The organism is Buttiauxella gaviniae, assembly GCF_040786275.1.
GTDB lineage: Bacteria > Pseudomonadota > Gammaproteobacteria > Enterobacterales > Enterobacteriaceae > Buttiauxella > Buttiauxella gaviniae_A.
Genome location: NZ_JBFMVT010000002.1, coordinates 2,891,565 through 2,916,957, shown reverse-complemented (window position 1 = coordinate 2,916,957; position 25,393 = coordinate 2,891,565). Strand labels below are relative to the sequence as shown.

Here is a 25,393-nt window from a genome sequence, read left to right as displayed (position 1 = left end):
AATAATACGATGTTCGGAAAACTTACACTGGATGCAGTCCCATACCATGAACCCATTATCATGGTTACGGTGGCAGCAATTATCGTCGGGGGACTGGCGCTAGTTGCAGCTATCACTTACTTCGGTAAGTGGGAATATTTATGGAAAGAGTGGTTCACCTCGGTTGACCACAAGCGCCTCGGCATAATGTACGTGATTGTCGCTATCGTCATGCTTTTGCGTGGCTTTGCCGACGCCATCATGATGCGTAGCCAGCAAGTGCTGGCCTCTGCTGGAGAAGCTGGCTTCTTGCCACCTCATCACTACGACCAGATCTTTACCGCCCACGGCGTAATCATGATCTTCTTCGTAGCGATGCCATTTGTTATCGGCCTGATGAACATCGTCGTGCCGTTGCAGATTGGTGCGCGTGACGTTGCCTTCCCGTTCCTGAACAACCTGAGCTTCTGGTTCACGGTTGTCGGCGTGGTGCTGGTTAACTTGTCTCTTGGGGTGGGTGAATTCGCGCAGACCGGTTGGGTGGCCTATCCGCCGCTATCGGGCATAGAGTACAGTCCGGGGGTCGGCGTCGACTACTGGATATGGAGTCTACAGCTCTCGGGTATCGGTACAACATTAACGGGTATTAACTTCTTCGTTACTATCCTGAATATGCGTACCCCTGGCATGACAATGTTCAAAATGCCGGTGTTTACCTGGGCTTCGCTGTGTACCAACGTACTGATTATTGCGGCATTCCCAATCTTTACCGTGACCGTCGCACTGTTAACCCTTGACCGCTACCTTGGCACCCATTTCTTTACCAATGATATGGGTGGCAACATGATGATGTACATCAACCTCATCTGGGCATGGGGCCACCCGGAAGTTTATATTCTGGTGCTGCCGGTATTTGGTGTGTTCTCCGAAGTGGTTGCGACATTCTCGAAAAAACGCCTGTTCGGTTACACCTCTCTGGTGTGGGCGACCATCGCGATTACGGTACTGTCGTTCATCGTTTGGCTGCACCACTTCTTCACCATGGGCAGCGGCGCGAACGTAAACGCCTTCTTTGGTATTGCCACCATGATTATCGCCATCCCGACCGGGGTGAAGATCTTCAACTGGCTTTTCACCATGTATCAAGGCCGTATCGTGTTCAACTCCGCGATGCTGTGGACCATTGGCTTCGTTGTCACCTTCTCAATCGGTGGCATGACCGGTGTTCTGCTGGCGGTTCCGGGTGCGGACTTCGTACTGCACAACAGCCTGTTCCTGATTGCTCACTTCCATAACGTTATTATCGGTGGTGTGGTGTTCGGTTGCTTCGCAGGTCTGACTTACTGGTGGCCAAAAGCCTTCGGTTTCACCCTGAACGAAACTTGGGGCAAGCGCGCATTCTGGTTCTGGATCATCGGCTTCTTCGTGGCATTTATGCCGCTGTACGTGCTGGGCTTCATGGGTATGACCCGTCGTCTGAGCCAGGAGATCGATCCACAGTTCCACACTCTGCTGGTGATTGCAGCATGTGGCGCAGGTCTGATTGCTCTGGGCATCCTGAGCCAGCTGATTCAGTTCTATGTTTCTATTCGCGACCGCGAGCAGAACCGCGATCTGACCGGTGACCCATGGGGTGGCCGTACGCTGGAGTGGGCAACATCTTCCCCTCCTCCTTTCTACAACTTTGCCCATCTGCCACACGTTCACGAACGTGATGCATTCTGGGAAATGAAAGAGAAAGGTGAAGCGTACAAACAACCTACGCATTATGAAGAGATTCATATGCCACGTAACAGCGCAGCGGGCATCGTCATTGCCGCATTCGCTACCGTGTTTGGTTTCGCGATGATCTGGCACATCTGGTGGCTGGCGATTGTTGGCTTTGCAGGCATCATCATCACCTGGATTGCGAAAAGCTTCGACGAAGATGTGGATTACTACGTTCCGGTTGCGGAAGTCGAAAAACTGGAAAACCAGCACTTCGATGAAATTACCAAAGCAGGGCTGAAAAATGTCAACTGAAACTCTCACTCACGCTAACGCCCACGCCGCTGAGCATGGGCACCACGATGCAGGAACCAATAAGGTCTTTGGTTTCTGGATCTACCTGATGAGCGACTGCATTCTGTTCTGTTGCTTGTTTGCTACCTATGCCGTTCTGGTGAACGGCACTGCCGGCGGCCCGGCAGGGAAAGACATTTTCGAACTGCCATTTGTGCTGGTTGAAACTGCCCTGCTGTTATTCAGCTCCATCACCTACGGCATGGCGATCATCGCCATGAACAAAGGCAACAAGAGTCAGGTTCTCTCCTGGCTTGCGCTGACCTTCCTGTTTGGTGCGGGCTTCGTCGGGATGGAAATCTATGAATTCCATCATCTGATTAAAGAAGGTTTCGGCCCGGATCGCAGCGGCTTCCTGTCAGGCTTCTTTGCCCTGGTCGGTACGCACGGTCTGCACGTAACCTCTGGTCTGGTCTGGATGGCGCTGATGATGATTCACGTCTCCCGCCGCGGTTTGACCAGCGCTAACCGTACTCGTCTGATGTGCCTGAGCCTGTTCTGGCACTTCCTGGACGTCGTGTGGATCTGCGTATTCTCTGTTGTCTATCTGATGGGGGCGATGTAATGAGTCATTCAACTGAACACCACGGAGCCCACCACGGTAGCGTTAAAACGTATCTGACCGGCTTTATCCTGTCGATCATCCTGACGGCAATCCCGTTCTGGATGGTCATGTCAGGTACAGCCTCCCACGCCGTTATTCTCGGGGTGGTAGTGGTTACCGCAGTGGTACAGATTCTGGTTCACCTGGTGTGCTTCCTGCACATGAACACCTCTTCTGAGGAGCGTTGGAACCTGGTGGCCTTTGCCTTTACCGCGCTGATTATTGCCATTCTGGTGGTCGGCTCTATCTGGATTATGTGGAACCTCAACCAGAACATGATGGTTCACTAAGAACGGCCTATACCCAAATCATTCGGGTTGCAGGAAGGCGGCAACCGAGTGAATCCCCGGAAACTTAGATGACTAAGTGACCGGGGTGAAAGAGGGCAGCCAACACACCTGCAATCTGAAGGATGACGGGTATATATGATTAAGAAATACCTACAAGTTACAAAACCAGGAATTATTTTCGGCAATTTAATTTCTGTCATTGGGGGATTTTTACTGGCCTCAAAGGGCAGTATTGATTATTCCCTGTTTGTCTCCACGCTCGTGGGCGTGTCGCTGGTCGTGGCGTCGGGTTGTGTTTACAACAACTTCATTGACCGTGATATTGACCGCAAGATGGAACGAACCAAGAACAGGGTTCTGGTCAAAGGCCTGATTGCGCCGAAAACCTCGCTGGTATACGCCACCTTGTTGGGTATTGCTGGCTTCATGCTGCTTTGGTTCGGAGCCAATCCGCTGGCTATGTGGTTGGGCGTGATGGGCTTTGTGGTTTATGTCGGCGTTTATAGCCTGTACATGAAGCGTAAATCCGTTTATGGCACGCTGATTGGCAGCCTTTCCGGCGCTGCACCGCCGGTGATTGGTTACTGCGCGGTGACCGGTGAATTTGATACCGGAGCCCTGATCCTGCTGGCTATCTTTAGCCTGTGGCAGATGCCGCATTCCTATGCGATTGCCATCTTCCGCTTTAAAGATTACCAGGCAGCTAACATTCCTGTGTTGCCGGTAGTTAAAGGGATTTCGGTCGCCAAGAACCATATCACGCTTTATATCATCGCTTTTGCTGTGGCAACGCTGATGCTGTCTTTAGGCGGTTACGCTGGGTATAAATATCTGGTTGTCGCCGCCGCGGTCAGCGTCTGGTGGTTGGGAATGGCACTGCGCGGTTATAAAGTGGAAGACGATAAAGTCTGGGCGCGCAAATTGTTCGTCTTTTCTATCGTCGCCATCACTTCATTAAGCGTGATGATGTCAGTCGATTTCATGGTGCCAGATTCACATAATCTACTGACTTACGTCTGGTAAGTTACGAACCTTCCTAAAGGGCACTTCGGTGCCCTTTTTTATTAGCGCCATCAATCATTCACCCTTGTAATATTTATTAAACAACCAGCCATTTACCCTCTTCTTTCCACGCACTACACTAAGGCCTGCTTTTTATCTGAGGTGGTAATGAACGATTACAAAATGACGCCCGTCGAATTACGTGCGACGTGGGGTTTAGGCACGGTATTTTCACTGCGCATGCTTGGCATGTTTATGGTGCTGCCGGTTCTTACTACCTATGGAATGGCGTTACAGGGCGCAAGTGAAGCGTTGATTGGTATCGCCATCGGTATTTATGGCCTGGCGCAGGCGCTCTTTCAAATTCCTTTTGGCCTGCTTTCAGACAGAATTGGCCGCAAACCCCTTATTATTGGCGGTTTACTGATTTTCGTTCTCGGGAGCGTTATCGCGGCACTTTCGGAATCTATCTGGGGCGTGATCCTCGGGCGAGCCATGCAAGGCTCCGGTGCGATTGCCGCAGCCGTAATGGCACTCCTTTCTGATTTAACGCGTGAACAGAATCGCACTAAAGCCATGGCGTTTATCGGCGTGAGTTTCGGTGTAACATTTGCTATCGCCATGGTGCTCGGCCCGATTATCACCCACAGCCTTGGTTTAAACGCGCTGTTCTGGATGATTGCGATTCTTGCGGGCTGCGGCATTTTAATCACCCTGTGGGTGGTGCCAAACACCAAAACTCATGTGCTAAACCGCGAGTCCGGAATGGTGAAAGGCTGCTTTAGCAAAGTGCTGGCGGAGCCGAAATTGCTGAAGCTGAACTTCGGCATCATGTGTTTGCACATCATGTTGATGTCGACGTTTGTCGCCCTCCCCGGCCAGCTTGAGCAGGCGGGTTTCCCGGCATCAGAACACTGGAAAATTTACCTCTGTACCATGCTGATTGCTTTTGCCTCGGTGGTGCCATTTATTATTTATGCCGAAGTTAAACGCCGCATGAAGCGCGTGTTCGTTGGCTGCGTGGCGCTGTTGCTGATTGCTGAAATCGTGCTGTGGGGTTCCGGCCCGCACTTCTGGGAATTAGTCCTGGGCGTTCAGCTCTTCTTCCTCGCCTTTAACCTGATGGAAGCCATTTTACCGTCGCTTATCAGTAAAGAGTCGCCAGCCGGTTACAAGGGTACAGCGATGGGCATTTACTCCACCAGCCAGTTTTTGGGTGTAGCAATTGGCGGCTCACTGGGGGGCTGGATTGACGGCTTATTTGATTCGCAAACGGTGTTTTTGGCGGGTGCATTACTGGCAATGGTGTGGCTTTTGGTCAGTAGCACCATGACGGAGCCACCTTATGTAGCAAGCCTGCGAATTGAGCTACCGGATAATGTGGCCGACGACGAAACGCTGAAGCAGCGTTTGCTGGCTCAGTCTGGCGTGAGTGACGTTAATATTATTACCCAGGAACGTAGTGCTTACGTGAAGATAGACAGCAAGCTGACCAATCGCTTTGAGATTGAGCAGTTGGTGAAAGGAACGCTGTAACGGCGGGTGGCGCTGCGCTTATCTGCCCTACATTTAACACGTAGGGTGGATAAGCGTTGAGCGCCATCCACCAGCAGGATCAGTCGCGGAAGTTCTTAAACTGGAACGGTTGTCCCAAATCCCCGCCACGAACCAGCGCCATTGCGGCCTGTAAATCGTCACGAGATTTGCCCGTCACACGCAGTTCTTCGCCCTGAATCTGCACCTGAACCTTGGTCTTGCTGTCTTTAATCAGCTTCACAATTTTCTTGGCAATAGCAGCTTCAATACCCTGCTTGAGTTTCGCTTCCACGCTCCAGGTTTTACCGCTGTGCACAAATTCCTCCGGCACATCAATTGAAGCTCCTTCGATACCACGCTTGAGCAGCTTGGCGCGAAGGATATCCAACAGTTGGTTAACCTGGAAATCAGACTCACTGGCAACTTTAATGGACTGATTTTTCTCATTCAGTTCAAATGTTGCCGGTACATTACGGAAGTCAAAACGAGTAGCAACCTCACGCTCCGCGTTTTCAATCGCGTTACGCACTTCCTGGATATCAATTTCAGACACAATGTCAAAAGATGGCATGCTTTCTTCTCCCTCTCTTTTTGTTGCGTTGCATAATACCTGCTGGGCCGCGCAAAACAACCCGTTAAAGCAGTAGAGAGCCCTGTATAATATAGATTAAGCAAAACATCTGCGTTGTACGTAGATGGGGAGGCAAAATGAAAATCACCGTGCTGGGTTGCGGTGCACTCGGCCAACTCTGGCTGGCATCACTGTATAAGCAAGGACATGAGGTCCAGGGATGGTTGCGCGTGCCACAGCCATTTTGCCATGTCAACGTGGTGGAAACCGATGGCAGCGTGTTCAATCAAACGCTGACGGCTAACGATCCCGATTTTCTCGCCAGCAGTAAATTATTACTGGTGACACTAAAAGCCTGGCAGGTTTCCGGTTCCGTGAAAGCACTGGCGGAAAAGTTGCCAGATAACTGCCCTATCCTGCTGCTGCATAACGGCATGGGCACGCTGGAAGAACTACGTACATTACGCCAACCGCTGTTATCAGGCGTTACCACACATGCAGCACGACGCGACGGCACGATTATTATTCACGTTGCAAATGGCACAACGCATATTGGCCCAGGCAATGCGGCGGGAAACGATTTTAGTTTTCTCGCAGATGAATTACACCACGCGCTACCGGAGATGGCCTGGCACAATAATATTATGGCTGCGAGCTGGAAAAAGCTGGCGGTAAACTGTGTGATAAACCCGTTAACGGCACTCTACAATTGCCCGAACGGTGAGTTAATTCATCATCAGGACAAAATAAGTGATATTTGCCAAGAAGTTGCGCAGGTGATGGAGCGCGAAGGGCATCATACCTCAGCCGAAGCACTGCTTTATTACGTCGGTGAGGTTATCGAAAGTACAGGGGCAAATATTTCGTCGATGCTGCAAGACGTGCGGGTGCAACGTCACACAGAGATTGATTACATTACTGGTTATTTACTGCAACGCGCGCGCGCCCATGGCCTTTCTGTGCCGGTGAACAGCCGCTTGTATGAGCTGATAAAGCGTAAGGAGAATGAATATGAGCGCTCAAGCACTGGTTTGCCTGGCTCCTGGAACTGAAGAAACCGAAGCCGTTACCACTATCGATCTTCTGGTTCGCGGCGGAATTAGCGTCACCACAGCGAGCGTTGCGAGTGACGGAAACCTGACGATTACCTGCTCGCGTGGCGTAAAACTGCTGGCCGATGCACCGCTGGTTGAAGTCGCAGACGGCGAGTTCGATATCATCGTTCTGCCTGGCGGCTTAAAAGGCGCGGAGTGTTTCCGCGATAGCCCATTATTGGTTGAAACTGTTCGTCAGTTCCATTTATCAGGGCGAATTGTTGCCGCTATTTGTGCCGCAGCGGGTACGGTTCTGGTTCCGCACGACCTGTTCCCCGGCGCGAATATGACCGGTTTTCCGGGTTTGAAAGAAACCATTCCCGAAGCCCAGTGGCAGGATAAGCGTATTGTCTGGGATCCGCGTTTTAATCTGCTAACCAGCCAGGGGCCAGGTACGGCGATTGATTTTGCACTGAAGATGATCGATTTGTTGGTGAGCCGCGAAAAGGCCCATGAAGTGTCACAGCAGTTGGTGATGGCGGCGGGAATTTATAGTTACAGGGATTACTGACCCCCACCCAGCCTCCCCCTTGCCAGGTGGAGGAGTTAACTGCTACCTCCCCTGGAAAGGGGAGGGCTGGGGTGGGGTCCGAGCCAGAGCGAAAGTGTACTAATTAAGCCCGGTAAACCTTCACGTTATTAAACCCTTGCTCACGCAAATACAGCGCCTGCAAACGGCTCATAACGCCACGTTCGCACCACAGCAAATAGTTTTTACTCTGGTCCAAATCGCCAAATTTGGTGCTCAGTTTGTAGAACGGCAGTGATGCGACCTCTACACCTTCTGGCTTAAATGGCTTCTCGTCTTGCTCGTCGATAGAACGAATATCCAACAGCACATCATTCGGGCCAAATTCGCCAACGGTTTCTACTTCCGTCACGACTTCTTTGGTCTGATTGGCGATTTCGCGAATATCGATATTCGTCGCTTCTTCAACAACGCGATCGAGTATCGAGAAATCAAAGTTAGCTTCTTCGGCTTCAATCTTCGCTTTTACCGCTTTTACGGTTGGGCTTTTCGAAATAACGCCGCAGTATTCCGGCATGGTACGCGCGAAATCAGCGGTACCGATTTCACGTGCCAAATCGATGATGTGCTCTTTATCGTGAGAGATAAGCGGGCGCAGAATCAGCGTATCGGAAACGTTGTCGATTAAACGCAAGTTCGTCAGCGTCTGGCTGGAAACCTGGCCCAGTGCTTCACCGGTCACTAAGGCCTGCACGCCATAACGCTCTGCCACTTTAGAAGCCGCACGCACAAACATACGCTTGAGCACCACGCCCATTTGGCCATCTTCGACTTTCTCGAGGATTTCACCCACAACCGGTTCGAAGTTAATTGCCACGAAACGCACGCGGTGGGAGCTACCAAAGCGGTTCCACAAATAGTGCGCCACTTGTTTAACGCCGATTTCGTGCGCAGCACCGCCGAGGTTAAAGAAGCAGTAATGCACGCGGCAACCGCGACGCATCAGCATGTAGCTGGAAACGCCGGAGTCGAAACCACCGGAAATCAGCGACAGCACATCTTCTTGCGTACCAATCGGGAAGCCGCCGATACCTTCGTAACGCCCTTTAACCAACAGCAGGCGATCGTTTTCAATTTCCAGGTTAACCGTTACATCCGGTTTGGTCAGTTTTACGCGCGCCGATTCAATGTGCTGATTCAGGCCGCCACCAACATAACGCTCAACTTCAATCGAGCTAAACTCATGCTTACCACGACGTTTCACACGCACACAGAAGGTTTTGCCTTCCAGTTGTTCGCGATAAAGTTCCAGCGCCTGCTCGAAGATATTGTGTAAATCGGTAAACGGCACATCTTCAACTTCCAGAATATGGTGAATACCTGGAATACGGGTCAGCGCTTCGCGAATGGCGATACGCTGATTTTCATCTTTAGCGCGAACTTCAATGTTGTCCCAGTGGCGAACAACCGCCAGATCTTCATCGTAGTGTTTTAAAACGTTGCGAATGTTCCCGGTGAGCATCTTAATAAAGCGTATGCGCACAGATTGACTCTTGATTGTGATTTCCGGGAACAATTTAATGATAAACTTCATGGCGCTCATGATTCGTTGGTGAGCCAGGCATGACATGATGATCCATGCGGGCTGAAAGACTTAAAGAATTGCAGCGGCAGTAGCGCCGTTACATCCGAGGCGCAAAAGTATATCACTAACAGCTTGCCATAGCGTTAGACAAATGACTCCGCTACCATTGCAGGGTCGAAAAAACAGTAGAGTCAGACATTCACTATGCCGAAAAAAACCGAAGTCCCGGCCAGTTTTGAAACTGCGCTTGTGGAGCTTGAGCAGATTGTTACTCGTCTCGAGAGCGGAGATTTAGCGCTCGATGAAGCGTTAAATGAATTTGAACGTGGCGTACAGCTTGCGCGCCAGGGTCAGGTGAAACTGCAGCAGGCAGAGCAACGCGTGCAAATCCTGCTAAATGATAGCGAAGACGCCCCACTCAAGCCTTTTACCCCGGATAACGAGTAAATGGATTTTAACCATCAGTTGCAGGCCCACGCCGAGCGGGCCAACGATGCGCTGCTGCGTTTTCTGGCACCGCTACCGTTTCAGAACACTCCTCTGGTTGAGGCAATGCACTATGGCGCACTATTGGGCGGTAAGAGACTCCGCCCGTTTCTGGTCTATGCGACCGGGGAAATGTTTGGCGTAACGCAAGAAGCGCTGGATGCACCCGCAGCGGCGGTGGAATGCATTCATGCTTACTCATTGATTCATGACGATTTACCCGCCATGGACGACGACGATTTACGTCGTGGGCAGCCAACCTGCCATATAAAATTCGGTGAAGCGAGCGCCATTTTAGCCGGAGATGCCCTACAAACGTTGGCGTTTTCTATACTTAGTGATGCACCAATGCCTGGCGTCGCTATTGCAGACCGACTCTTGATGGTTAAAGAACTGGCGAGCGCCAGCGGCGTTGCCGGAATGTGTGGCGGCCAGGCGTTAGATCTGGAAGCAGAAGGCAAGCATGTGGATCTGCAAAGCCTTGAGCGTATTCATCGCCATAAGACCGGGGCATTAATTCGTGCGGCGGTGCGCATGGGCGCATTGAGCGCCGGTGAAGCGGGCCGTAACGCCCTGCCCTTGCTTGACCATTATGCGGAAAGTATCGGGCTGGCATTCCAGGTTCAGGACGATATTCTCGACGTTATCGGCGATACCGCTACACTGGGTAAACGTCAGGGTGCCGATCAACAACTCGGCAAAAGCACCTACCCGGCGCTGCTTGGGCTAGAAAATGCCAAAACCAAAGCATGGGATCTCTACCAGGAATCTCTCCGGGCGCTGGAAGGCTTGGCTCACCAGTCGTTAGACACTACCGCACTGGAAGCGTTAGCAAGCTATATAATCCAACGTGATAAATAATTATTAACTTACCCTTTGGCATTCAGGCGCAGCCTTGAAGGATGATGGGTAAACACCACGATGAGTTTCTAATGAGTTTTGATATTGCCAAATACCCGACCCTCGCACTGGTGGAATCAGCCCCCGAGCTACGCCTGTTGCCAAAAGAGAGCTTACCGAAACTTTGCGACGAACTGCGTCGCTATTTGCTCGATAGCGTAAGCCGCTCCAGCGGGCACTTTGCCTCTGGCCTTGGCACAGTAGAACTGACTGTGGCGCTTCACTATGTGTATAACACGCCATTCGACCAGTTAATCTGGGATGTCGGTCATCAGGCTTATCCGCATAAAATCATTACTGGCCGTCGTGACAAAATTGGCACCATCCGGCAGAAAGGTGGCTTGCACCCCTTCCCGTGGCGTGCCGAAAGTGAATATGACGTGTTGAGCGTCGGCCACTCGTCTACTTCAATTAGCGCGGGAATTGGCATTGCCGTAGCCGCCGAAAAAGAAGGCAAAAACCGTCGCACAGTCTGTGTGATTGGCGATGGGGCCATTACCGCAGGTATGGCATTTGAAGCGATGAACCATGCGGGTGATATTCGCCCAAATATGCTCGTGATTCTCAACGACAACGAAATGTCGATTTCCGAGAACGTTGGCGCATTGAACAATCACCTCGCGCAGTTGCTTTCCGGCAAACTCTACTCTTCACTACGTGAAGGGGGGAAGAAAGTGTTCTCTGGCGTGCCGCCAATTAAAGAATTGCTCAAGCGTACCGAAGAGCACCTGAAAGGCATGGTAGTTCCGGGTACCTTATTTGAAGAGCTGGGCTTTAACTATATTGGCCCTGTCGATGGGCATGATGTTCTCGGGCTGGTGAATACGCTTAAAAACATGCGTGACCTGACTGGCCCGCAGTTCCTGCACATCATGACCAAAAAAGGCCGTGGTTACGCGCCTGCCGAAAAAGACCCGATAAGTTTCCACGCGGTGCCTAAGTTTGACCCGCAAAGCGGAACGCTGCCGAAAGCGTCCGGCGGTCTACCAAGCTATTCAAAAATCTTCGGCAACTGGCTATGCGAAACGGCGGCCAGAGACGACAAGCTAATGGCAATTACGCCAGCCATGCGCGAAGGTTCAGGCATGGTTGAGTTTTCGCGCCAGTACCCGTCGCAATATTTTGATGTCGCTATCGCTGAACAGCACGCCGTGACTTTTGCCGCAGGCCTTGCCATTGGCGGGTATAAACCGGTCGTCGCGATTTATTCGACCTTCCTGCAACGCGCCTACGATCAGGTGATTCACGACGTTGCTATCCAGAAACTGCCTGTCTTATTTGCAATAGATCGCGCAGGTATCGTGGGTGCAGACGGGCAAACCCACCAGGGCGCGTTCGACATCTCCTTCCTACGCTGCATTCCTGAAATGGTCATCATGACGCCAAGCGATGAGAACGAATGCCGCCAGATGCTGCATACCGGTTATCACTATAATGAAGGCCCATCCGCCGTGCGTTACCCTCGTGGCAACGGTACGGGTACTGAGTTGCAACCACTGGAATCACTACCCATCGGTAAAGGCGTGAAGAAACGTGAAGGTGAGAAAATCGCCCTGCTGAACTTCGGGACTTTACTTCCTGAAGCCGAAGCGGTAGCGCAATCCCTTAATGCCACGCTGGTCGATATGCGTTTTGTGAAGCCGCTTGATGAGGCTCTGATTCTTGAGCTGGCTGCCAGCCACGAATCGCTTGTGACCATTGAAGAAAATGCGGTTATCGGCGGTGCGGGTAGCGGCGTAAACGAAGTGCTAATGGCAAACCGTAAAGTCGTTCCCGTGCTGAATATCGGTTTACCAGATTACTTCATTCCGCAAGGCTCACAGGAAGAAGCGCGCACCGCTATCGGCCTTGATGCAAACGGTATGGAAACGAAAATCCGCGACTGGCTTAAATAATCCCCTCCTCCACTCCTGCTATGCTTAAAGTATTCTGCATAACTGGAGTGGAACCATGCAATACAACACGTTAGGAAAAACAGATCTCAAGGTTTCCCGTCTTTGCCTGGGTTGTATGACCTTTGGTGAGCCAGACCGTGGCAATCACGCCTGGACCCTTCCCGAAGAGAGCAGCCGCCTCATCATCAAACACGCCATTGATAACGGCATTAATTTCTTTGATACCGCCAACAGCTATTCCGACGGTAGCAGCGAAGAGATTGTCGGGCGTGCGCTGAAAGATTTTATGCGACGTGAAGATGCCGTTCTCGCCACCAAAGTTTATTTTCAGGTCGGTGATTTACCCGAGGGCCTTTCGCGGGCGCAGATACTGCGTTCAATCGATGACAGCCTGCGTCGCCTGGGAACCGATTATGTCGATCTGCTGCAAATCCACCGCTGGGACTACAACACACCGATTGAAGAGACGCTTGAGGCGCTTAATGACGTGGTGAAAGCGGGTAAAGCGCGCTATATCGGCGCATCATCCATGCACAGCGCACAGTTCGCTCAGGCGCTGGCATTGCAGGATCAGCACGGTTGGGCGCGTTTCGTCACCATGCAGGATCACTACAACTTACTTTACCGCGAAGAAGAGCTCGACATGCTGCCGCTATGCTACGAGCAAGGGGTTGCGGTGATCCCATGGAGCCCGTTGGCGCGAGGCAAACTGACCCGTCCGTGGGGCGATACTACCGCGCGCTCAGTATCCGATGAGGTCGGTAAAAATCTCTATGACGCAAGCGCAGATAACGATGCCCTGATTGCCGAGCGTCTGGCGAATGTAGCGGCAGATAGAGGTGTGTCGCGTGCACAGGTCGCGCTGGCCTGGCTGTTAAGCAAACCAGGCGTGGCCGCGCCGATTATTGGCGTGTCTCGTGAACATCAGTTGGATGACTTGCTGGGTGCGGTAGATTTAACGCTGAAACCGGAAGAGATTGCGGAGCTGGAGACAGTTTACCAGCCGCATGAAAAAGTAGGATTTAAGTAGCCGACTAAAACGCTCCCTGAGGCAGGGAGCGTTTTTAAATCAAAATAGCCCGATGGGCCAGTGGTGCCCAATGACATAGATTATCCCCGCAGAGATAACGCCTGCGATGATGTCATCTACCATAATGCCCATCCCGCCATGCACATTGCGGTCAAACCAGCGAATCGGCCACGGCTTCCAGATATCAAGAATACGGAAGACAACAAAACCGGCCGCAACCCAACGCCAGTCATTCGTTGGCAGCGCCATCAGGGTAATCCACATGCCGATGAACTCATCCCACACGATACTGCCGTGGTCATGAACGCCCATGTCGCGTGCGGTCTGGTGGCAAAGATAAACCCCGATACAAATACCGACCATTATCACCAGCGAATAAAGCTGCAATGGCAAAAATGTCATGCCATACCAGAATGGGATTGCCGCAAGCGACCCCACCGTTCCCGGCATAATCGGGCTTAGCCCGCTACCGAAACCCGTAGCGAGTAAATGCCAGGGATTGCTGAGCTTGAGACGGCTTTTAGCCACATCTTTAGAGCGGAGCAAAGTGGTCGTATCCTTTTAAATTCAGCTTTACCGGTTTACCATCCTGGAAAAATTGTAGCCCTTCTGACTCCGGCCCAACCTGGCCGATGCAGGTAAAGGGAATCCCAAGATTGCCAATAGCCACGTCCAGCGCACCACGGTTTAGCTCGGGCACGGTAAAGCACAATTCGTAATCTTCTCCACCAGAAAGCGCCCATTGCATCGCCTGCTCGGGATTCACGTTAGCTTTCATGGCTTCAGAATATGGCAGGGAATCGAGATCGATTCGCGCCCCGCACTCACTGGCTTTGAGGATATGACCTAAATCGGAAATCAAACCGTCAGAAAGATCAATCGCGCTGCTCGCCAAATCACGCAGCGCCTGGCCATGCAGAATTCGCGGCGTTGGTCGCAAATGGCGTTTTTTCAGCCATGCAGCTTGCTGCGGATCTTCAACGGTTAAACGTTCCTGCAAAATCGCCAGGCCAGCAGCGCTATCACCCGGTGTACCGGTGACATAAATCCAGTCGCCCGGACGCGCACCGCTTCGTTTAAGGGCACGGCCAACCGGCACCAGACCATGAATGCCGAGCGTCATGGAGAGCGGGCCACGCGTGGTATCGCCGCCAATCAGCTGCATATCGTAATAGTCGAGTTGTTCAAACAGACTGTCGCTGAAGGCTGCAAGCCAGCTTTCATCAACTTCAGGAAGAGTAATAGCGAGCGTCAACCAGCTCGGATCGGCACCCATGGCAGCCAAATCACTTAAATTCACCGCCAGCGCTTTGTAGCCCAAATCGCGCGGGTCAATATCCGGCAGGAAATGAATGCCCGAGACAAGCGTATCGGTACTTATCGCTAATAGCTGCTTCTCGGCGACCGTCAGCAATGCACAATCATCGCCAATTCCGGTTTCCACATCGCGGCGAGAACTTCTTACGCGATCAAAATAACGGGCAATTAAGGAAAACTCACCGCATGCCATGCGTTATGCCTCTGAATATACCCGTCATCCTTCAAGTTGAAGGGTGTTGGCTGCAACTTGAAGGATGACGGGTATAGAATAAAGAAAAAGGCCGGATTAACCGGCCAGAAGATTACTTTTTGCGGGGACGAATTTGCGGAGCAGCTTTATCAAGAACACCATTCACAAACTTGTGGCTGTCTTCGGCACCGAAGGTTTTCGCCAGATCGATGGCTTCGTTAATCGCCACTTTGTATGGCACGTCATCACGTTTAGACAGTTCGAACAGTGCGATACGCAGAACCGCTTTTTCTACCTGGCCCAACTCTTCGAGTTGACGGGACAGATAAGGCTTCATCAGCCCATCCAGATACGCGCTGTTAGTAGCCACCCCGACCAACAGTTCGCGGAAGTAGTTAACGTCAACGTCTTTGACGTCCTGTTCCGCCAGGAACTGGTATTCGACATCAGCGATGTCATTTCGAGATAACTGCCAGGAGTAAAGCGCCTGAACGGCACACTCACGGGCACGGCGACGAGCAGCAGGTTTCACAGATTTCCCCTTACAAAAAATCAGGCCTTGATGGCTTTCAATACATTAATCATTTCAAGCGCGGTCAGTGCAGCTTCTGCACCTTTGTTACCGGCTTTTGTGCCAGCGCGTTCGATGGCTTGTTCAATACTTTCGGTGGTCAGCACGCCAAAGGCGACTGGAATACCTGTTTCCTGAGCAACATGTGCCAGGCCATTGCTGGCACCGCCAGCAACATATTCGAAGTGAGCTGTGCCGCCACGGATAACCGTACCCAGCGCAATCACCGCGTCATAACGCTTAGTTTTCGCCAGTGCGTCTGCCGCCAGTGGCAGCTCATAAGCACCCGGAACCCAGACCACGGTGATATTTTCATCTTTAACCTGGCCGATACGTTTCAGGGCGTCAATCGCACCGTCGAGCAGGCTGTCATTGATGAAGTTGTTAAAACGCGCGATGGTGATGGCGACGCGAGCGTCTGGAGTAGCAACGGCTGCTTCAATAATGTTCATAATCTTCCTTTACGGGTTCTGTTTAGCCCCGCAGGGGGGCGGATTTTATCATAATCTTTTCGTGGCTGCTTACGTTTTACGAGCCAGCGTATCGAGGCGTTAAATGAAGGCACAAATCAGGGCCAACTCTTCTCACTTCGCTAAAGCTAAATTCAGGCGCATCGGCAAGCTTTTCAAGGCCTGGCAGGTTACAAAGACCACGCGCGTCGTTACCTAATAATTTTGGCGCAACGTAAACAATTAATTCATCCACAAGCCCCGCTTGTAGAAGCGCACCGCCGAGTGTAGCCCCCGTCTCGACCCAGATGCTGTTGATCTGGCGCTTGCCCAGCAACATCATCATCACAACCAGATCGAGGTGGCCGTTATGTTCTGGCACGATAAATTGTTCAACGCCTTCAGGCCATGTTTGCTCATCCGCTTTGCAGCGTGCAAGCCATGTTTCTCCTGGCTGGGCGATGATTTTATGCCCCGGCGTGACGCGATTTTCGCGATCGAGAATAATACGCGTCGGCTGACGCAGATTTTCTTCGGTATAAACCGCCTGAGTCGCGCCGCCCAGCTCATTCCAACGGACAGTTAAAGAGGGATCGTCCGCCAACACTGTTGCGCTACTGCTAAGGATCGCCGCACTCTGCGCACGCAGGCGCTGTACGTCGCGACGTGATTCAGGCGAAGTAATCCACTGGCTTTCGCCATTTGCCATCGCTGTGCGCCCATCAAGAGACGCACCTAATTTCAGTTGAATAAACGGGAAGCCGGTACGCATACGCTTCAGGAAACCACGGTTAATCGCTTCGGCTTCATTCATCATCAAACCGTGGCTGACGTCGATGCCCGCCTGTTGCAGGCGGTACAAACCACGCCCTGCAACTTGCGGATTTGGGTCCTGCATTGCAGCAACCACGCGTGAAACACCGGCCGCAATTAATGCATCGCAACATGGCGGTGTGCGCCCGTGATGGCTGCAAGGTTCAAGCGTCACATACGCCGTAGCGCCCCGCGCTTTCTCGCCAGCCATACGCAACGCATGCACTTCCGCATGCGGTTCACCCGCTCGAAAGTGAAAACCTTCCCCAACGATTTCGCCATCTTTAGCAATCACGCAGCCTACATTTGGGTTGGGCATAGTAGTGAAACGTCCACGCTTAGCCAATTGCAGAGCGCGAGCCATAAATTTTTCATCAAGCGACATCAGCGTTAATCCTGTAAACGGGCAATTTCTTCGCCAAATTCGCGGATATCTTCAAAACTGCGATAAACCGAGGCAAAGCGGATATAGGCGACTTTATCGAGTTTTTTAAGCTGTTCCATGACCAGATTGCCGATCATTTTGCTCGGCACTTCACGCTCGCCGGTTCCGCGTAACTGAGATTTGATATGGTTTATCGCCATCTCAACGTCGTCTGAACTTACCGGGCGTTTTTCCAGCGCTTTTAAAAACCCGCTGCGCAGCTTGTCTTCATTAAACGGCTCACGAACATCATTACTTTTGACAACACGCGGCATCACAAGCTCTGCCACTTCAAAAGTCGTAAAACGTTCATGGCAAACCAGGCACTGACGGCGGCGACGCACGGATGATCCTTCGCCGACGAGTCGGGAATCAATCACTTTAGTGTCTACTGCGAAACAGAATGGGCAATGCATGGTGCGTCCTGAAGGATTATTCAAATGAACAATAGTTTACCGCGAAGTCGCGGGAGTACAAAGGCAACGCCACTTCATCCTGTTAAATATGACTTTTCACCGGTGACCAGCTACGCTTAAATCAGGACAAAACTTTAAGGAAAAATTAGCGATGACAAAGAGTTACCTAAGAATTTTCTTGGTTACCAGCCTGGTGAGCCTCAGTGCCTGCGCCCAGCAAAATAAAGTGCGTCAGATGAAGAGCGAAGTGGGTGCATTAAATCAGGACTTAACGCAACTCAGCAACCAAACCCTGAAGCTGACACAGCAAAATGCACTAAATGCCAAATCGACAACGGGCGTCTATTTGCTACCCGGCTCAAAAACGCCTGCTCGCCTAAATAGCCAGTTAGGCAATTTGCAGATGTCCCTGAGCGGAGTTACGGCTGAAACCAACGGCAGTCGTGGCATGCTGATTATTAAAGGTGAATCCAACGAGCCGCTGCCTGCTTTTACTGGCAAAGTGGAGTGGGGTCAGATTCAAGGCACCACCGATAACTATCAGGAAGTGAATGTCCAGTCCCAGCAATTCAATGCTCCAGCGAGCGTATTAGCGCCGAGCGACGTTAGCATTCCGTTGCAACTTTCAGCTCTTTCACCGGATCAGTTGGGTTTTGTACGCATTCATGACATCCAGCCTGTAGATCCTTCTCAGGCGTTGCCTCCCCAATAAAAATCACAACCCTCACCTTAGCGAGGGTAAGCCTCAGTAACATCTACGTTTTCTCTTATAACTCAGCGAATAAAACTCGAAGAATCCCCACGCTATCCAACAAATAATCTAGTGATCTAAATCACATATATTTGTAACTGAAAGCCATCTATTTGCTTAAATTCACGAAGTATGTAGAATCTCGCCCGTTTTTAATGTGCGCAAACGTGAACGCAATCGATTACGCATCTGTTGATAATGTGAAATGAAACATATTTTTGTGAGCAGGGATTTCTATAATAGGCGCGTCAATAAGAAACCAGCTGAATGGTTTAGTGACCAGGTGATTACTCACCTCCTGCCCTCACGGGAATCATGTAAAAACAGTGGCATAAAATATGAAAAAAATTATTTTGGCGGCTAGCACCGTCCTGGCGCTTTCAAGCTCTTTCACGGCACACGCCGAAGATACAAAAAATACCGAATACCTCTCTGACTGGTGGCACCAAAGCGTAAACGTTGTGGGCAGTTACCACACTCGCTTCGGACCACAGATCCGCAACGATACCTATCTGGAATATGAAGCTTTCGCGAAGAAAGACTGGTTTGATTTCTATGGTTACATGGATGCGCCAGTATTCTTCGGTGGTAACACTGATGCGAAAGGTATCTGGAACCACGGTTCTCCATTGTTTATGGAAATCGAACCACGCTTCTCTATCGACAAACTGACTGGCACTGACCTGAGCTTTGGTCCGTTCAAAGAGTGGTATGTTGCGAATAACTATATCTACGATATGGGTCGTAACAAAGATGGCCGCCAGAGCACCTGGTATATGGGTCTGGGTACTGACATCGACACCGGCCTGCCAATGAGCCTGTCTATGAACGTGTACGCCAAGTACCAGTGGCAGAACTATGGTGCGTCCAACGAAAACGAGTGGGATGGCTACCGCTTTAAAGTGAAATACTTTGTACCGATTACTTCTCTGTGGGGCGGTAACCTGAGCTACATCGGTTTCACCAACTTTGACTGGGGTTCAGATCTGGGCGATGACAATTTCCTCGATAACAACGGGAAACATGCTCGTACCAGCGACTCAATCGCATCCAGCCATATTCTGTCTCTGAACTACGATCACTTCCACTATGCAGTTGTTGCGCGTTACTGGCACAACGGTGGTCAGTGGAATGACGATGCAAGCCTGAACTTCGGTAACGGTGATTTCAGCGTTCGTTCTACCGGCTGGGGTGGTTATCTGGTCGTGGGTTATAACTTCTAATATTTATCAGTTATGTCGGGTGGTGCTAGCGCTTACCTGACCTACAAAATGCACCATCCACCGCTAAAGCCAGCTTAACCGCTGGCTTTTTTACATCCATCTCAGGCTACAGGCAAAAAAAACCGCAGCACCGAGGCCGCGGTTTTGTCTGACATCTTTACGATTAAGGCAGAATCGATGGCTGATCCGCGCCTTCTTTTTCTACTTTCTGCTGCAACATGTGCTCACGCTTCATGCCCAGCTTCAGCGCCAGTGCAGACGCAACGTAGATAGAAGAAGCTGTACCGATAGAAACACCGATAAGCATCGTCAACGAGAAGCCTTTCAGCATCGCGCCGCCAAACAGATACAGCATCAAAATCACAACCAAAGTGGTACCGGAAGTAATTAACGTACGATGCAGCGTCTGGGTCAATGACACGTTAAAGATCTCATAAGGCGTGCCGCGACGAATCTTACGGAAGTTCTCACGAATACGGTCAGATACCACGATACTGTCGTTAAGCGAGTAGCCGATAACCGACATCAGGGATGCGACGATAGTTAAGTCGATCTCGATGTGGAACAGCGACAAGACACCCATGGTAATAATAACGTCGTGCGCAAGTGCGATAACCACCCCTGCAGCCAGACGCCATTCAAAGCGGAACCCGACGTAAACCAGAATGGAAATCAGCGCAACCAGCAGCGCCATCGCACCATTCTGTGCCAAATCCGCACCCACACTTGGGCCAACGAACTCAATACGTTTAACTGCGGCATCTTGTTGGGTCGCTTCGTTAATCACATTAACGACTTTGCTACCCAACACCTGACCACCGGTTTCACCGGAAGCCGGTGGCATGCGCACCATAATGTCACGGCTGCTACCGAAGTTTTGCACCAGCGGATCAGCAAAGCCCGCTTTCTGCAATGCTTCACGCATCTGATCTAAATCGGCTGGTTTTTCCAGCGAGATTTCGATAACCGTACCACCGGTGAAATCCAGACCCCAGTTGAAACCTTTCACGCCAATGATAATGACGGAAAGGATCAAGAACAGGCCGGAGATGCCGAAAGCCCAGTAATCCCAGCGCATAAAGTCATAGACTCTACGGCCGTGGTTTAATTGTTCAACAGTATATTCCTGTGCCACAACGCACTCCTCAGATAGACAGCTTGTTGATGCGTTTGCCGCCGTACAACAGGTTTACGATGGCACGGGTACCGACGATGGCGGTAAACATTGACGTCGCCACACCAATACCGGTCGTGATCGCAAAGCCTTTAATTGCCCCGGTGCCTACGGCATACAGGATGATGACCTTGATAAGCGTCGTAATGTTAGCATCGAAAATTGAGCTGAACGCGCCCTGGTAGCCTTCGTGGATAGCCTGCTGAACTGAACGCCCGTTACTAAGTTCTTCCTTAATACGTTCGTTTATCAGCACGTTGGCATCGACGGCCACCGCAAGGGTTAGCACGATCCCCGCAATCCCTGGCATGGTCAGTGTCGCCCCTGGTAACAGAGACATAATCCCGACGATCATCACCAGGTTAACCAGCAGTGCAGTGGTCGCAATCAGGCCAAACTTCTTATAGAAGAACAGCATAAAGATGATTGAAACCGCCAGGCCAGCCAGACACGCTTCAAGACCCTGCTTGATGTTTTCCATACCCAAAGTTGGGCCGATGGTACGTTCTTCAACAATCTGAATTGGCGCAATCAATGCACCCGCACGTAACAGCAAGGAGAGCTGGCGTGCTTCATTTGGGTTGCTGATACCGGTGATACGGAAGCTGTTACCCAGGCGCGACTGAATGTTCGCCACGTTGATAACTTCTTCTTGTTTCGCCAGAATCGCACGACCCGTTGCATCTTTCTTACCGCTGTCTTTGTACTCCACAAACAGGGTCGCCATCGGTTTACCGATATTGTCCTTGGTGAAGTTAGACATGATGTTACCGCCAGCGCTGTCGAGTGAAATGTTCACCTGAGCCTGGTTGTATTCATCGGTGCTGGAAGTGGAATCAGTGATATGGTCGCCGGTCAGAATCACACGCTTGTATAGGACAACCGGTTGACCTTCACGGGTCTGTTTCACTTCGGAATCACCCGGCACACGGCCAGAAGCCGCAGCAGAAGCATCCACGTTGGTGTTGACCAAACGGAACTCAAGCGTTGCTGTCGCACCCAGAATCTCTTTCGCACGTGCCGTATCCTGAATACCAGGCAATTCGACAACGATACGATCTGCCCCCTGGCGCTGTACCAGAGGTTCCGCGACACCCAGTTGGTTTACACGATTACGCAGGATATTAATGTTCTGCTGAACAGCATATTCACGCGCTTCACTCAGGCGAGCATCCGTCATTACAGCACGCAGTGCGTTGCTGCCCTGACCGGAAATCACCAGATCACGATGGCGTGGAGTTAAATAAGAGATAGCGTCATCACGCGCTTTGCTGTCACGAAAGACAACGTCTACACCATAGTTATCGGCTTTACGTACGTTGGTGTAAACAATGCCCTTGTCGCGCAGGTCGGTACGCAGGTTATCAATGGTCTGCTCCTGGAGTTTACCCAGAGCGGTGTCCATATCCACTTCCATCAGGAAGTGCACGCCACCACGCAGATCAAGACCGAGTTTCATCGGCTCTGCGGAAATAGCGGTTAACCAGCGAGGAGTTGCGGGGGCAAGGTTAAGTGCCACAACATATTTATCGCCAAGTACGCCCATCAGCGCTTCACGAGCGCGGAGCTGCGTATCAGTGCTGGCAAAACGTGCAAGAATGGCACCTTCTTCCAGAGCCACAGACTTAGCGGTAATTTTATCTTCGTTTAAAATGTTCTGGACTTGGATCAGCGTTTGTTCACTGGCGGCGACGCCGCGCGCGCCAGTGATCTGAACTGCCGGATCCTCACCATATAGGTTGGGAAGTGCGTATAGCAGACCGACGATAAACACGACGATCAGCATGATGTACTTCCACAAAGGATAGCGGTTTAGCACGGTAGTTCCCTTAGGGAAAAACGAATATTACAGCGCCTTCATAGTGCCTTTCGGCAGAACGGCAGCTACGAAATCACGCTTGATAACCACTTCAGTGGTGTCGTTTAACGCGATAGAGATATAGCCAGTTTCAGCTACTTTCACTACGCGACCAACCAAACCACCGGTAGTCAGCACTTCATCCCCTTTAGAGATGGAGTCCATCAGCTTTTTATGCTCTTTGGTGCGTTTTTGCTGTGGGCGCAGGATCATGAAATAGAAGATCAGACCAAATACCACCAGCATAAGAATCAAAGAGTACGGGCTACCTTGCGCCGGAGCACCTGTTGCAGCAACCGCATCAGAAATGATAAAGCTCATTAAAAATCCCTCATTATTAAATTAATCAACATTCAAAGGTGGAACTGGTTTACCGGTTCGCTCGTAGAAATCACTCACGAAGTGCTCTAATTTACCCTCTTCAATGGCCTTGCGTAAACCAGCCATTAAACGCTGGTAATAGCGCAAGTTATGAATAGTGTTGAGCCGCGCACCGAGTATTTCGTTGCAACGGTCAAGATGATGCAAGTAAGCACGTGAATAATTGCGACACGTATAGCAATCACACTCAGAATCCAGCGGCGAAGTATCATCTTTATGCTTCGCATTACGGATTTTCACCACGCCATCAGTGACAAAAAGGTGGCCATTACGTGCGTTACGGGTCGGCATTACGCAGTCGAACATATCAATACCGCGACGAACACCTTCCACCAGATCTTCCGGTTTCCCTACGCCCATCAGGTAACGTGGCTTGTCTGCAGGGATTTGCGGACACACATGCTCCAGAATCCGGTGCATGTCTTCCTTAGGCTCACCTACCGCCAGGCCGCCGACAGCGTAGCCATCAAAGCCAATCTCTACCAGACCTTTTACCGAGATATCACGTAAATCTTCGTAAACGCTACCCTGAATAATGCCGAACAGCGCATTTTTATTCTCAAGAGAATCAAAGCGATCGCGGCTACGCTGCGCCCATCGCAGGGACATCTCCATTGAACGTTTCGCGTAATCCCAGTCAGCAGGATAAGGCGTACATTCATCGAAAATCATCACGATGTCGGAACCGAGATCGTATTGAATTTCCATGGATTTTTCTGGATCGAGGAAAATCGCGTCGCCGTTGATTGGGTTGCGGAAATGCACGCCCGCTTCGGTAATTTTACGGATGTCACCAAGGCTGAAGACCTGGAAACCGCCGGAGTCGGTCAGGATAGGCCCCTTCCACTGCATGAAGTCATGTAAGTCGCCGTGCAACTTCATGATTTCCTGACCAGGACGCAGCCATAAGTGGAAAGTATTGCCCAAAATAATCTGTGCGCCGGTGGCTTCAACTTCTTCCGGCGTCATCCCTTTTACGGTGCCGTAAGTGCCAACAGGCATAAATGCAGGCGTTTCAACTACGCCACGGTCAAACACCAGGCGGCCACGGCGAGCGCGTCCGTCGGTTGTATCTAATTCAAATTTCACATTTCCTCCAGCACCGGAGACACAGTCCGATGGTTAAGACAAAACGCCGCCGGATTAACCAGCGGCGTAGAATTGAGTGATTAAGCGCCGGGGCGCTCATTAATCGCCTGCGGATTGTACGTGATGAACATCGCATCCCCGTAACTAAAAAAGCGATATTCGGAACTTACAGCCTGTTTATACGCGTTCATGGTGTTTTTATAACCAGCAAACGCAGAAACCAGCATGATTAAGGTCGATTCCGGCAGGTGGAAGTTGGTCACCAGCGCATCTATCACTTTGTATTGATAGCCTGGATAGATGAAGATTTGCGTGTCACCAAAGAACGGTTCGATCAGGTCATTTTTTGCGGCCTGTGCCGCACTTTCCAGTGAACGCACCGAGGTTGTCCCCACCGCGATAACACGATTTCCTCGCGCTTTACAGGCTAAAACCGCGTCAACCACGTCTTGCGGCACTTCCGCATATTCGGAGTGCATGATGTGGTCTTCGATGCTATCAACGCGCACCGGCTGGAATGTCCCTGCCCCGACGTGCAGCGTGACAAACGCCTGCTCAATGCCTTTTTTACGCAGCGCTTCCAGAAGCGGTTCGTCAAAATGCAGGCCGGCAGTTGGCGCCGCAACGGCACCGGGCTTTTGGCTATAAACGGTTTGATACAGCTCGCGGTCAGACTCTTCATCAGGGCGGTCGATATACGGCGGCAGCGGCATATGGCCGATGCTGTTTAAGATATCAAGCACGCTGCGTTCATCTTCAAATTGCACTTCGAATAATGCATCGTGGCGCGCAACCATGGTCGCATGTACGCTTTCATCATCGCCCAGCAGCAATTCGGCACCCGGTTTAGGGGCCTTAGACGCGCGGATATGAGCGAGGATGCGTTTGTCATCCAGCATGCGCTCGACCAGCACTTCAATCTTACCGCCGCTCGCTTTGCGGCCAAAAAGGCGCGCCGGAATTACGCGGGTATTATTAAAGACCAGCAGATCGCCAGGGTTGAGCTTATCGAGCAAATCGGTGAAAGTGCCATGCGCGAGCGCGCCCGTCGGCCCATCGAGCGATAGCAAACGGCAGGAACTGCGGCTTGCCTGCGGATAGCGAGCAATCAGGGAGTCTGGTAATTCAAAGGAAAAATCGGCAACGCGCATGATAAAGAACTCGAGACTTAAAAAGAGGCGCTACAGTCTAGTGCCAGGGGCCTTTCCCTGCAAGGAATAAGCCGCAGCAAA

Annotated in this window: 26 protein-coding genes; 13 read left to right on the top strand and 13 right to left on the bottom strand. The window is 51.3% G+C overall.

Annotated features, from left to right (window positions below; translation table 11 throughout):
* Positions 1-9: 9 nt before the first annotated feature.
* The 5 genes from cyoB to AB1E22_RS14145 all read left to right on the top strand — a co-directional run bounded on the left by cyoB (position 10) and on the right by AB1E22_RS14145 (position 5,472).
* The gene (gene cyoB, locus AB1E22_RS14165; RefSeq protein WP_367595878.1) at positions 10-2,001 is read left to right on the top strand and encodes a cytochrome o ubiquinol oxidase subunit I; all 1,992 of its coding nucleotides are present in this window, start codon (positions 10-12) and stop codon (positions 1,999-2,001) included.
* A complete protein-coding gene (locus AB1E22_RS14160; protein WP_367595877.1) occupies positions 1,991-2,605 on the top strand; it encodes a cytochrome o ubiquinol oxidase subunit III in 615 nt (204 codons plus the stop codon). The genes cyoB and AB1E22_RS14160 overlap by 11 nt, the downstream gene beginning before the upstream one ends.
* A complete protein-coding gene (locus tag AB1E22_RS14155; RefSeq protein WP_367595876.1) occupies positions 2,605-2,934 on the top strand; it encodes a cytochrome o ubiquinol oxidase subunit IV in 330 nt (109 codons plus the stop codon). Before AB1E22_RS14160 ends, AB1E22_RS14155 begins: the two co-directional genes overlap by 1 nt.
* Positions 2,935-3,069: 135 nt before the next feature.
* Positions 3,070-3,957 (top strand): heme o synthase, encoded by an 888-nt coding sequence (gene cyoE, locus AB1E22_RS14150; protein ID WP_367595874.1) that lies wholly within the window; start codon positions 3,070-3,072, stop codon positions 3,955-3,957.
* 147 nt (positions 3,958-4,104) lie between these two features.
* On the top strand, positions 4,105-5,472 hold the full coding sequence (locus AB1E22_RS14145; RefSeq protein ID WP_367595873.1) for an MFS transporter: 1,368 nt from the start codon (positions 4,105-4,107) through the stop codon (positions 5,470-5,472).
* 79 nt (positions 5,473-5,551) lie between these two features.
* Here AB1E22_RS14145 and AB1E22_RS14140 read toward each other — a convergent pair whose 3' ends face one another.
* A complete protein-coding gene (locus AB1E22_RS14140; protein ID WP_034493706.1) occupies positions 5,552-6,043 on the bottom strand; it encodes a YajQ family cyclic di-GMP-binding protein in 492 nt (163 codons plus the stop codon).
* 137 nt (positions 6,044-6,180) lie between these two features.
* Between AB1E22_RS14140 and panE the strand changes: the two genes are divergently transcribed.
* Together panE and yajL are read left to right on the top strand one after the other, a co-directional pair.
* Positions 6,181-7,095, top strand: a complete 915-nt coding sequence (gene panE / locus AB1E22_RS14135; RefSeq protein WP_367595872.1) for a 2-dehydropantoate 2-reductase — start codon at positions 6,181-6,183, stop codon at positions 7,093-7,095.
* On the top strand, positions 7,055-7,648 hold the full coding sequence (gene yajL, locus AB1E22_RS14130) for a protein deglycase YajL (RefSeq protein ID WP_367595871.1): 594 nt from the start codon (positions 7,055-7,057) through the stop codon (positions 7,646-7,648). The genes panE and yajL overlap by 41 nt, the downstream gene beginning before the upstream one ends.
* Before the next feature lie 103 nt (positions 7,649-7,751).
* Here the strand turns inward: yajL and thiI are convergent, their stop codons facing one another.
* Positions 7,752-9,200, bottom strand: a complete 1,449-nt coding sequence (gene thiI / locus AB1E22_RS14125; protein ID WP_367595870.1) for a tRNA uracil 4-sulfurtransferase ThiI — start codon at positions 9,198-9,200, stop codon at positions 7,752-7,754.
* 195 nt (positions 9,201-9,395) lie between these two features.
* On the opposite strand from thiI, the gene xseB reads away from it, so the two are divergent.
* The 4 genes from xseB to AB1E22_RS14105 all read left to right on the top strand — a co-directional run bounded on the left by xseB (position 9,396) and on the right by AB1E22_RS14105 (position 13,502).
* A complete protein-coding gene (gene xseB, locus AB1E22_RS14120) occupies positions 9,396-9,638 on the top strand; it encodes an exodeoxyribonuclease VII small subunit (RefSeq protein WP_367595869.1) in 243 nt (80 codons plus the stop codon).
* Positions 9,639-10,538, top strand: a complete 900-nt coding sequence (ispA, locus tag AB1E22_RS14115; protein ID WP_367595868.1) for a (2E,6E)-farnesyl diphosphate synthase — start codon at positions 9,639-9,641, stop codon at positions 10,536-10,538.
* 71 nt (positions 10,539-10,609) lie between these two features.
* Positions 10,610-12,472, top strand: a complete 1,863-nt coding sequence (dxs, locus tag AB1E22_RS14110) for a 1-deoxy-D-xylulose-5-phosphate synthase (protein ID WP_367595867.1) — start codon at positions 10,610-10,612, stop codon at positions 12,470-12,472.
* Positions 12,473-12,527: 55 nt separating this feature from the next.
* Positions 12,528-13,502 carry an aldo/keto reductase gene (locus AB1E22_RS14105; protein WP_367595866.1) on the top strand — a complete coding sequence of 325 codons (975 nt, stop codon included), beginning with the start codon at positions 12,528-12,530 and terminating at the stop codon, positions 13,500-13,502.
* Between the two features lie 39 nt (positions 13,503-13,541).
* Here AB1E22_RS14105 and pgpA read toward each other — a convergent pair whose 3' ends face one another.
* The 6 genes from pgpA to nrdR all read right to left on the bottom strand — a co-directional run bounded on the left by pgpA (position 13,542) and on the right by nrdR (position 17,685).
* A complete protein-coding gene (gene pgpA / locus AB1E22_RS14100) occupies positions 13,542-14,048 on the bottom strand; it encodes a phosphatidylglycerophosphatase A (protein WP_367595865.1) in 507 nt (168 codons plus the stop codon).
* Complete coding sequence (gene thiL, locus AB1E22_RS14095; protein ID WP_367595864.1) at positions 14,035-15,012, bottom strand: thiamine-phosphate kinase; 978 nt, start codon at positions 15,010-15,012, stop codon at positions 14,035-14,037. Before thiL ends, pgpA begins: the two co-directional genes overlap by 14 nt.
* A gap of 112 nt (positions 15,013-15,124) precedes the next feature.
* Positions 15,125-15,544: a transcription antitermination factor NusB gene (gene nusB / locus AB1E22_RS14090; protein WP_139878831.1), complete on the bottom strand. Its 420-nt coding sequence runs from the start codon at positions 15,542-15,544 to the stop codon at positions 15,125-15,127.
* A gap of 20 nt (positions 15,545-15,564) precedes the next feature.
* On the bottom strand, positions 15,565-16,035 hold the full coding sequence (gene ribH / locus AB1E22_RS14085; RefSeq protein ID WP_034493696.1) for a 6,7-dimethyl-8-ribityllumazine synthase: 471 nt from the start codon (positions 16,033-16,035) through the stop codon (positions 15,565-15,567).
* Positions 16,036-16,111: 76 nt separating this feature from the next.
* The gene (ribD, locus tag AB1E22_RS14080; RefSeq protein WP_367595863.1) at positions 16,112-17,230 is read right to left on the bottom strand and encodes a bifunctional diaminohydroxyphosphoribosylaminopyrimidine deaminase/5-amino-6-(5-phosphoribosylamino)uracil reductase RibD; all 1,119 of its coding nucleotides are present in this window, start codon (positions 17,228-17,230) and stop codon (positions 16,112-16,114) included.
* A 5-nt stretch (positions 17,231-17,235) separates the two neighbouring features.
* The gene (gene nrdR, locus AB1E22_RS14075) at positions 17,236-17,685 is read right to left on the bottom strand and encodes a transcriptional regulator NrdR (protein WP_124025176.1); all 450 of its coding nucleotides are present in this window, start codon (positions 17,683-17,685) and stop codon (positions 17,236-17,238) included.
* A gap of 151 nt (positions 17,686-17,836) precedes the next feature.
* On the opposite strand from nrdR, the gene AB1E22_RS14070 reads away from it, so the two are divergent.
* Positions 17,837-18,397, top strand: coding sequence for a DUF3251 domain-containing protein (locus AB1E22_RS14070; RefSeq protein ID WP_367595862.1), 561 nt, complete (start codon positions 17,837-17,839; stop codon positions 18,395-18,397).
* 377 nt (positions 18,398-18,774) lie between these two features.
* Positions 18,775-19,659: a nucleoside-specific channel-forming protein Tsx gene (locus AB1E22_RS14065; protein ID WP_367595861.1), complete on the top strand. Its 885-nt coding sequence runs from the start codon at positions 18,775-18,777 to the stop codon at positions 19,657-19,659.
* 163 nt (positions 19,660-19,822) lie between these two features.
* Here the strand turns inward: AB1E22_RS14065 and secF are convergent, their stop codons facing one another.
* From secF to queA, 5 genes are all read right to left on the bottom strand, one after another.
* Positions 19,823-20,794, bottom strand: a complete 972-nt coding sequence (secF, locus tag AB1E22_RS14060) for a protein translocase subunit SecF (protein WP_367595860.1) — start codon at positions 20,792-20,794, stop codon at positions 19,823-19,825.
* Positions 20,795-20,804: 10 nt separating this feature from the next.
* Positions 20,805-22,652 carry a protein translocase subunit SecD gene (gene secD, locus AB1E22_RS14055; protein ID WP_367595859.1) on the bottom strand — a complete coding sequence of 616 codons (1,848 nt, stop codon included), beginning with the start codon at positions 22,650-22,652 and terminating at the stop codon, positions 20,805-20,807.
* 27 nt (positions 22,653-22,679) lie between these two features.
* On the bottom strand, positions 22,680-23,012 hold the full coding sequence (yajC, locus tag AB1E22_RS14050; RefSeq protein ID WP_034457929.1) for a preprotein translocase subunit YajC: 333 nt from the start codon (positions 23,010-23,012) through the stop codon (positions 22,680-22,682).
* A 21-nt stretch (positions 23,013-23,033) separates the two neighbouring features.
* The gene (gene tgt / locus AB1E22_RS14045) at positions 23,034-24,161 is read right to left on the bottom strand and encodes a tRNA guanosine(34) transglycosylase Tgt (protein WP_064549189.1); all 1,128 of its coding nucleotides are present in this window, start codon (positions 24,159-24,161) and stop codon (positions 23,034-23,036) included.
* Positions 24,162-24,241: 80 nt separating this feature from the next.
* Positions 24,242-25,312, bottom strand: coding sequence for a tRNA preQ1(34) S-adenosylmethionine ribosyltransferase-isomerase QueA (queA, locus tag AB1E22_RS14040; protein ID WP_367595858.1), 1,071 nt, complete (start codon positions 25,310-25,312; stop codon positions 24,242-24,244).
* Positions 25,313-25,393 lie beyond the last annotated feature (81 nt).

Bases quoted from the DNA above. Each gene is read 5' to 3' on its own strand.
- cyoB (WP_367595878.1), top strand. From the start codon at position 10: ATGTTCGGAAAACTTACACTGGATGCAGTCCCATACCATGAACCCATT.
- AB1E22_RS14160 (WP_367595877.1), top strand. From the start codon at position 1,991: ATGTCAACTGAAACTCTCACTCACGCTAACGCCCACGCCGCTGAGCAT.
- AB1E22_RS14155 (WP_367595876.1), top strand. From the start codon at position 2,605: ATGAGTCATTCAACTGAACACCACGGAGCCCACCACGGTAGCGTTAAA.
- cyoE (WP_367595874.1), top strand. From the start codon at position 3,070: ATGATTAAGAAATACCTACAAGTTACAAAACCAGGAATTATTTTCGGC.
- AB1E22_RS14145 (WP_367595873.1), top strand. From the start codon at position 4,105: ATGAACGATTACAAAATGACGCCCGTCGAATTACGTGCGACGTGGGGT.
- AB1E22_RS14140 (WP_034493706.1), bottom strand. From the start codon at position 6,043: ATGCCATCTTTTGACATTGTGTCTGAAATTGATATCCAGGAAGTGCGT.
- panE (WP_367595872.1), top strand. From the start codon at position 6,181: ATGAAAATCACCGTGCTGGGTTGCGGTGCACTCGGCCAACTCTGGCTG.
- yajL (WP_367595871.1), top strand. From the start codon at position 7,055: ATGAGCGCTCAAGCACTGGTTTGCCTGGCTCCTGGAACTGAAGAAACC.
- thiI (WP_367595870.1), bottom strand. From the start codon at position 9,200: ATGAAGTTTATCATTAAATTGTTCCCGGAAATCACAATCAAGAGTCAA.
- xseB (WP_367595869.1), top strand. From the start codon at position 9,396: ATGCCGAAAAAAACCGAAGTCCCGGCCAGTTTTGAAACTGCGCTTGTG.
- ispA (WP_367595868.1), top strand. From the start codon at position 9,639: ATGGATTTTAACCATCAGTTGCAGGCCCACGCCGAGCGGGCCAACGAT.
- dxs (WP_367595867.1), top strand. From the start codon at position 10,610: ATGAGTTTTGATATTGCCAAATACCCGACCCTCGCACTGGTGGAATCA.
- AB1E22_RS14105 (WP_367595866.1), top strand. From the start codon at position 12,528: ATGCAATACAACACGTTAGGAAAAACAGATCTCAAGGTTTCCCGTCTT.
- thiL (WP_367595864.1), bottom strand. From the start codon at position 15,012: ATGGCATGCGGTGAGTTTTCCTTAATTGCCCGTTATTTTGATCGCGTA.
- ribH (WP_034493696.1), bottom strand. From the start codon at position 16,035: ATGAACATTATTGAAGCAGCCGTTGCTACTCCAGACGCTCGCGTCGCC.
- ribD (WP_367595863.1), bottom strand. From the start codon at position 17,230: ATGTCGCTTGATGAAAAATTTATGGCTCGCGCTCTGCAATTGGCTAAG.
- nrdR (WP_124025176.1), bottom strand. From the start codon at position 17,685: ATGCATTGCCCATTCTGTTTCGCAGTAGACACTAAAGTGATTGATTCC.
- AB1E22_RS14070 (WP_367595862.1), top strand. From the start codon at position 17,837: ATGACAAAGAGTTACCTAAGAATTTTCTTGGTTACCAGCCTGGTGAGC.
- AB1E22_RS14065 (WP_367595861.1), top strand. From the start codon at position 18,775: ATGAAAAAAATTATTTTGGCGGCTAGCACCGTCCTGGCGCTTTCAAGC.
- yajC (WP_034457929.1), bottom strand. From the start codon at position 23,012: ATGAGCTTTATCATTTCTGATGCGGTTGCTGCAACAGGTGCTCCGGCG.
- queA (WP_367595858.1), bottom strand. From the start codon at position 25,312: ATGCGCGTTGCCGATTTTTCCTTTGAATTACCAGACTCCCTGATTGCT.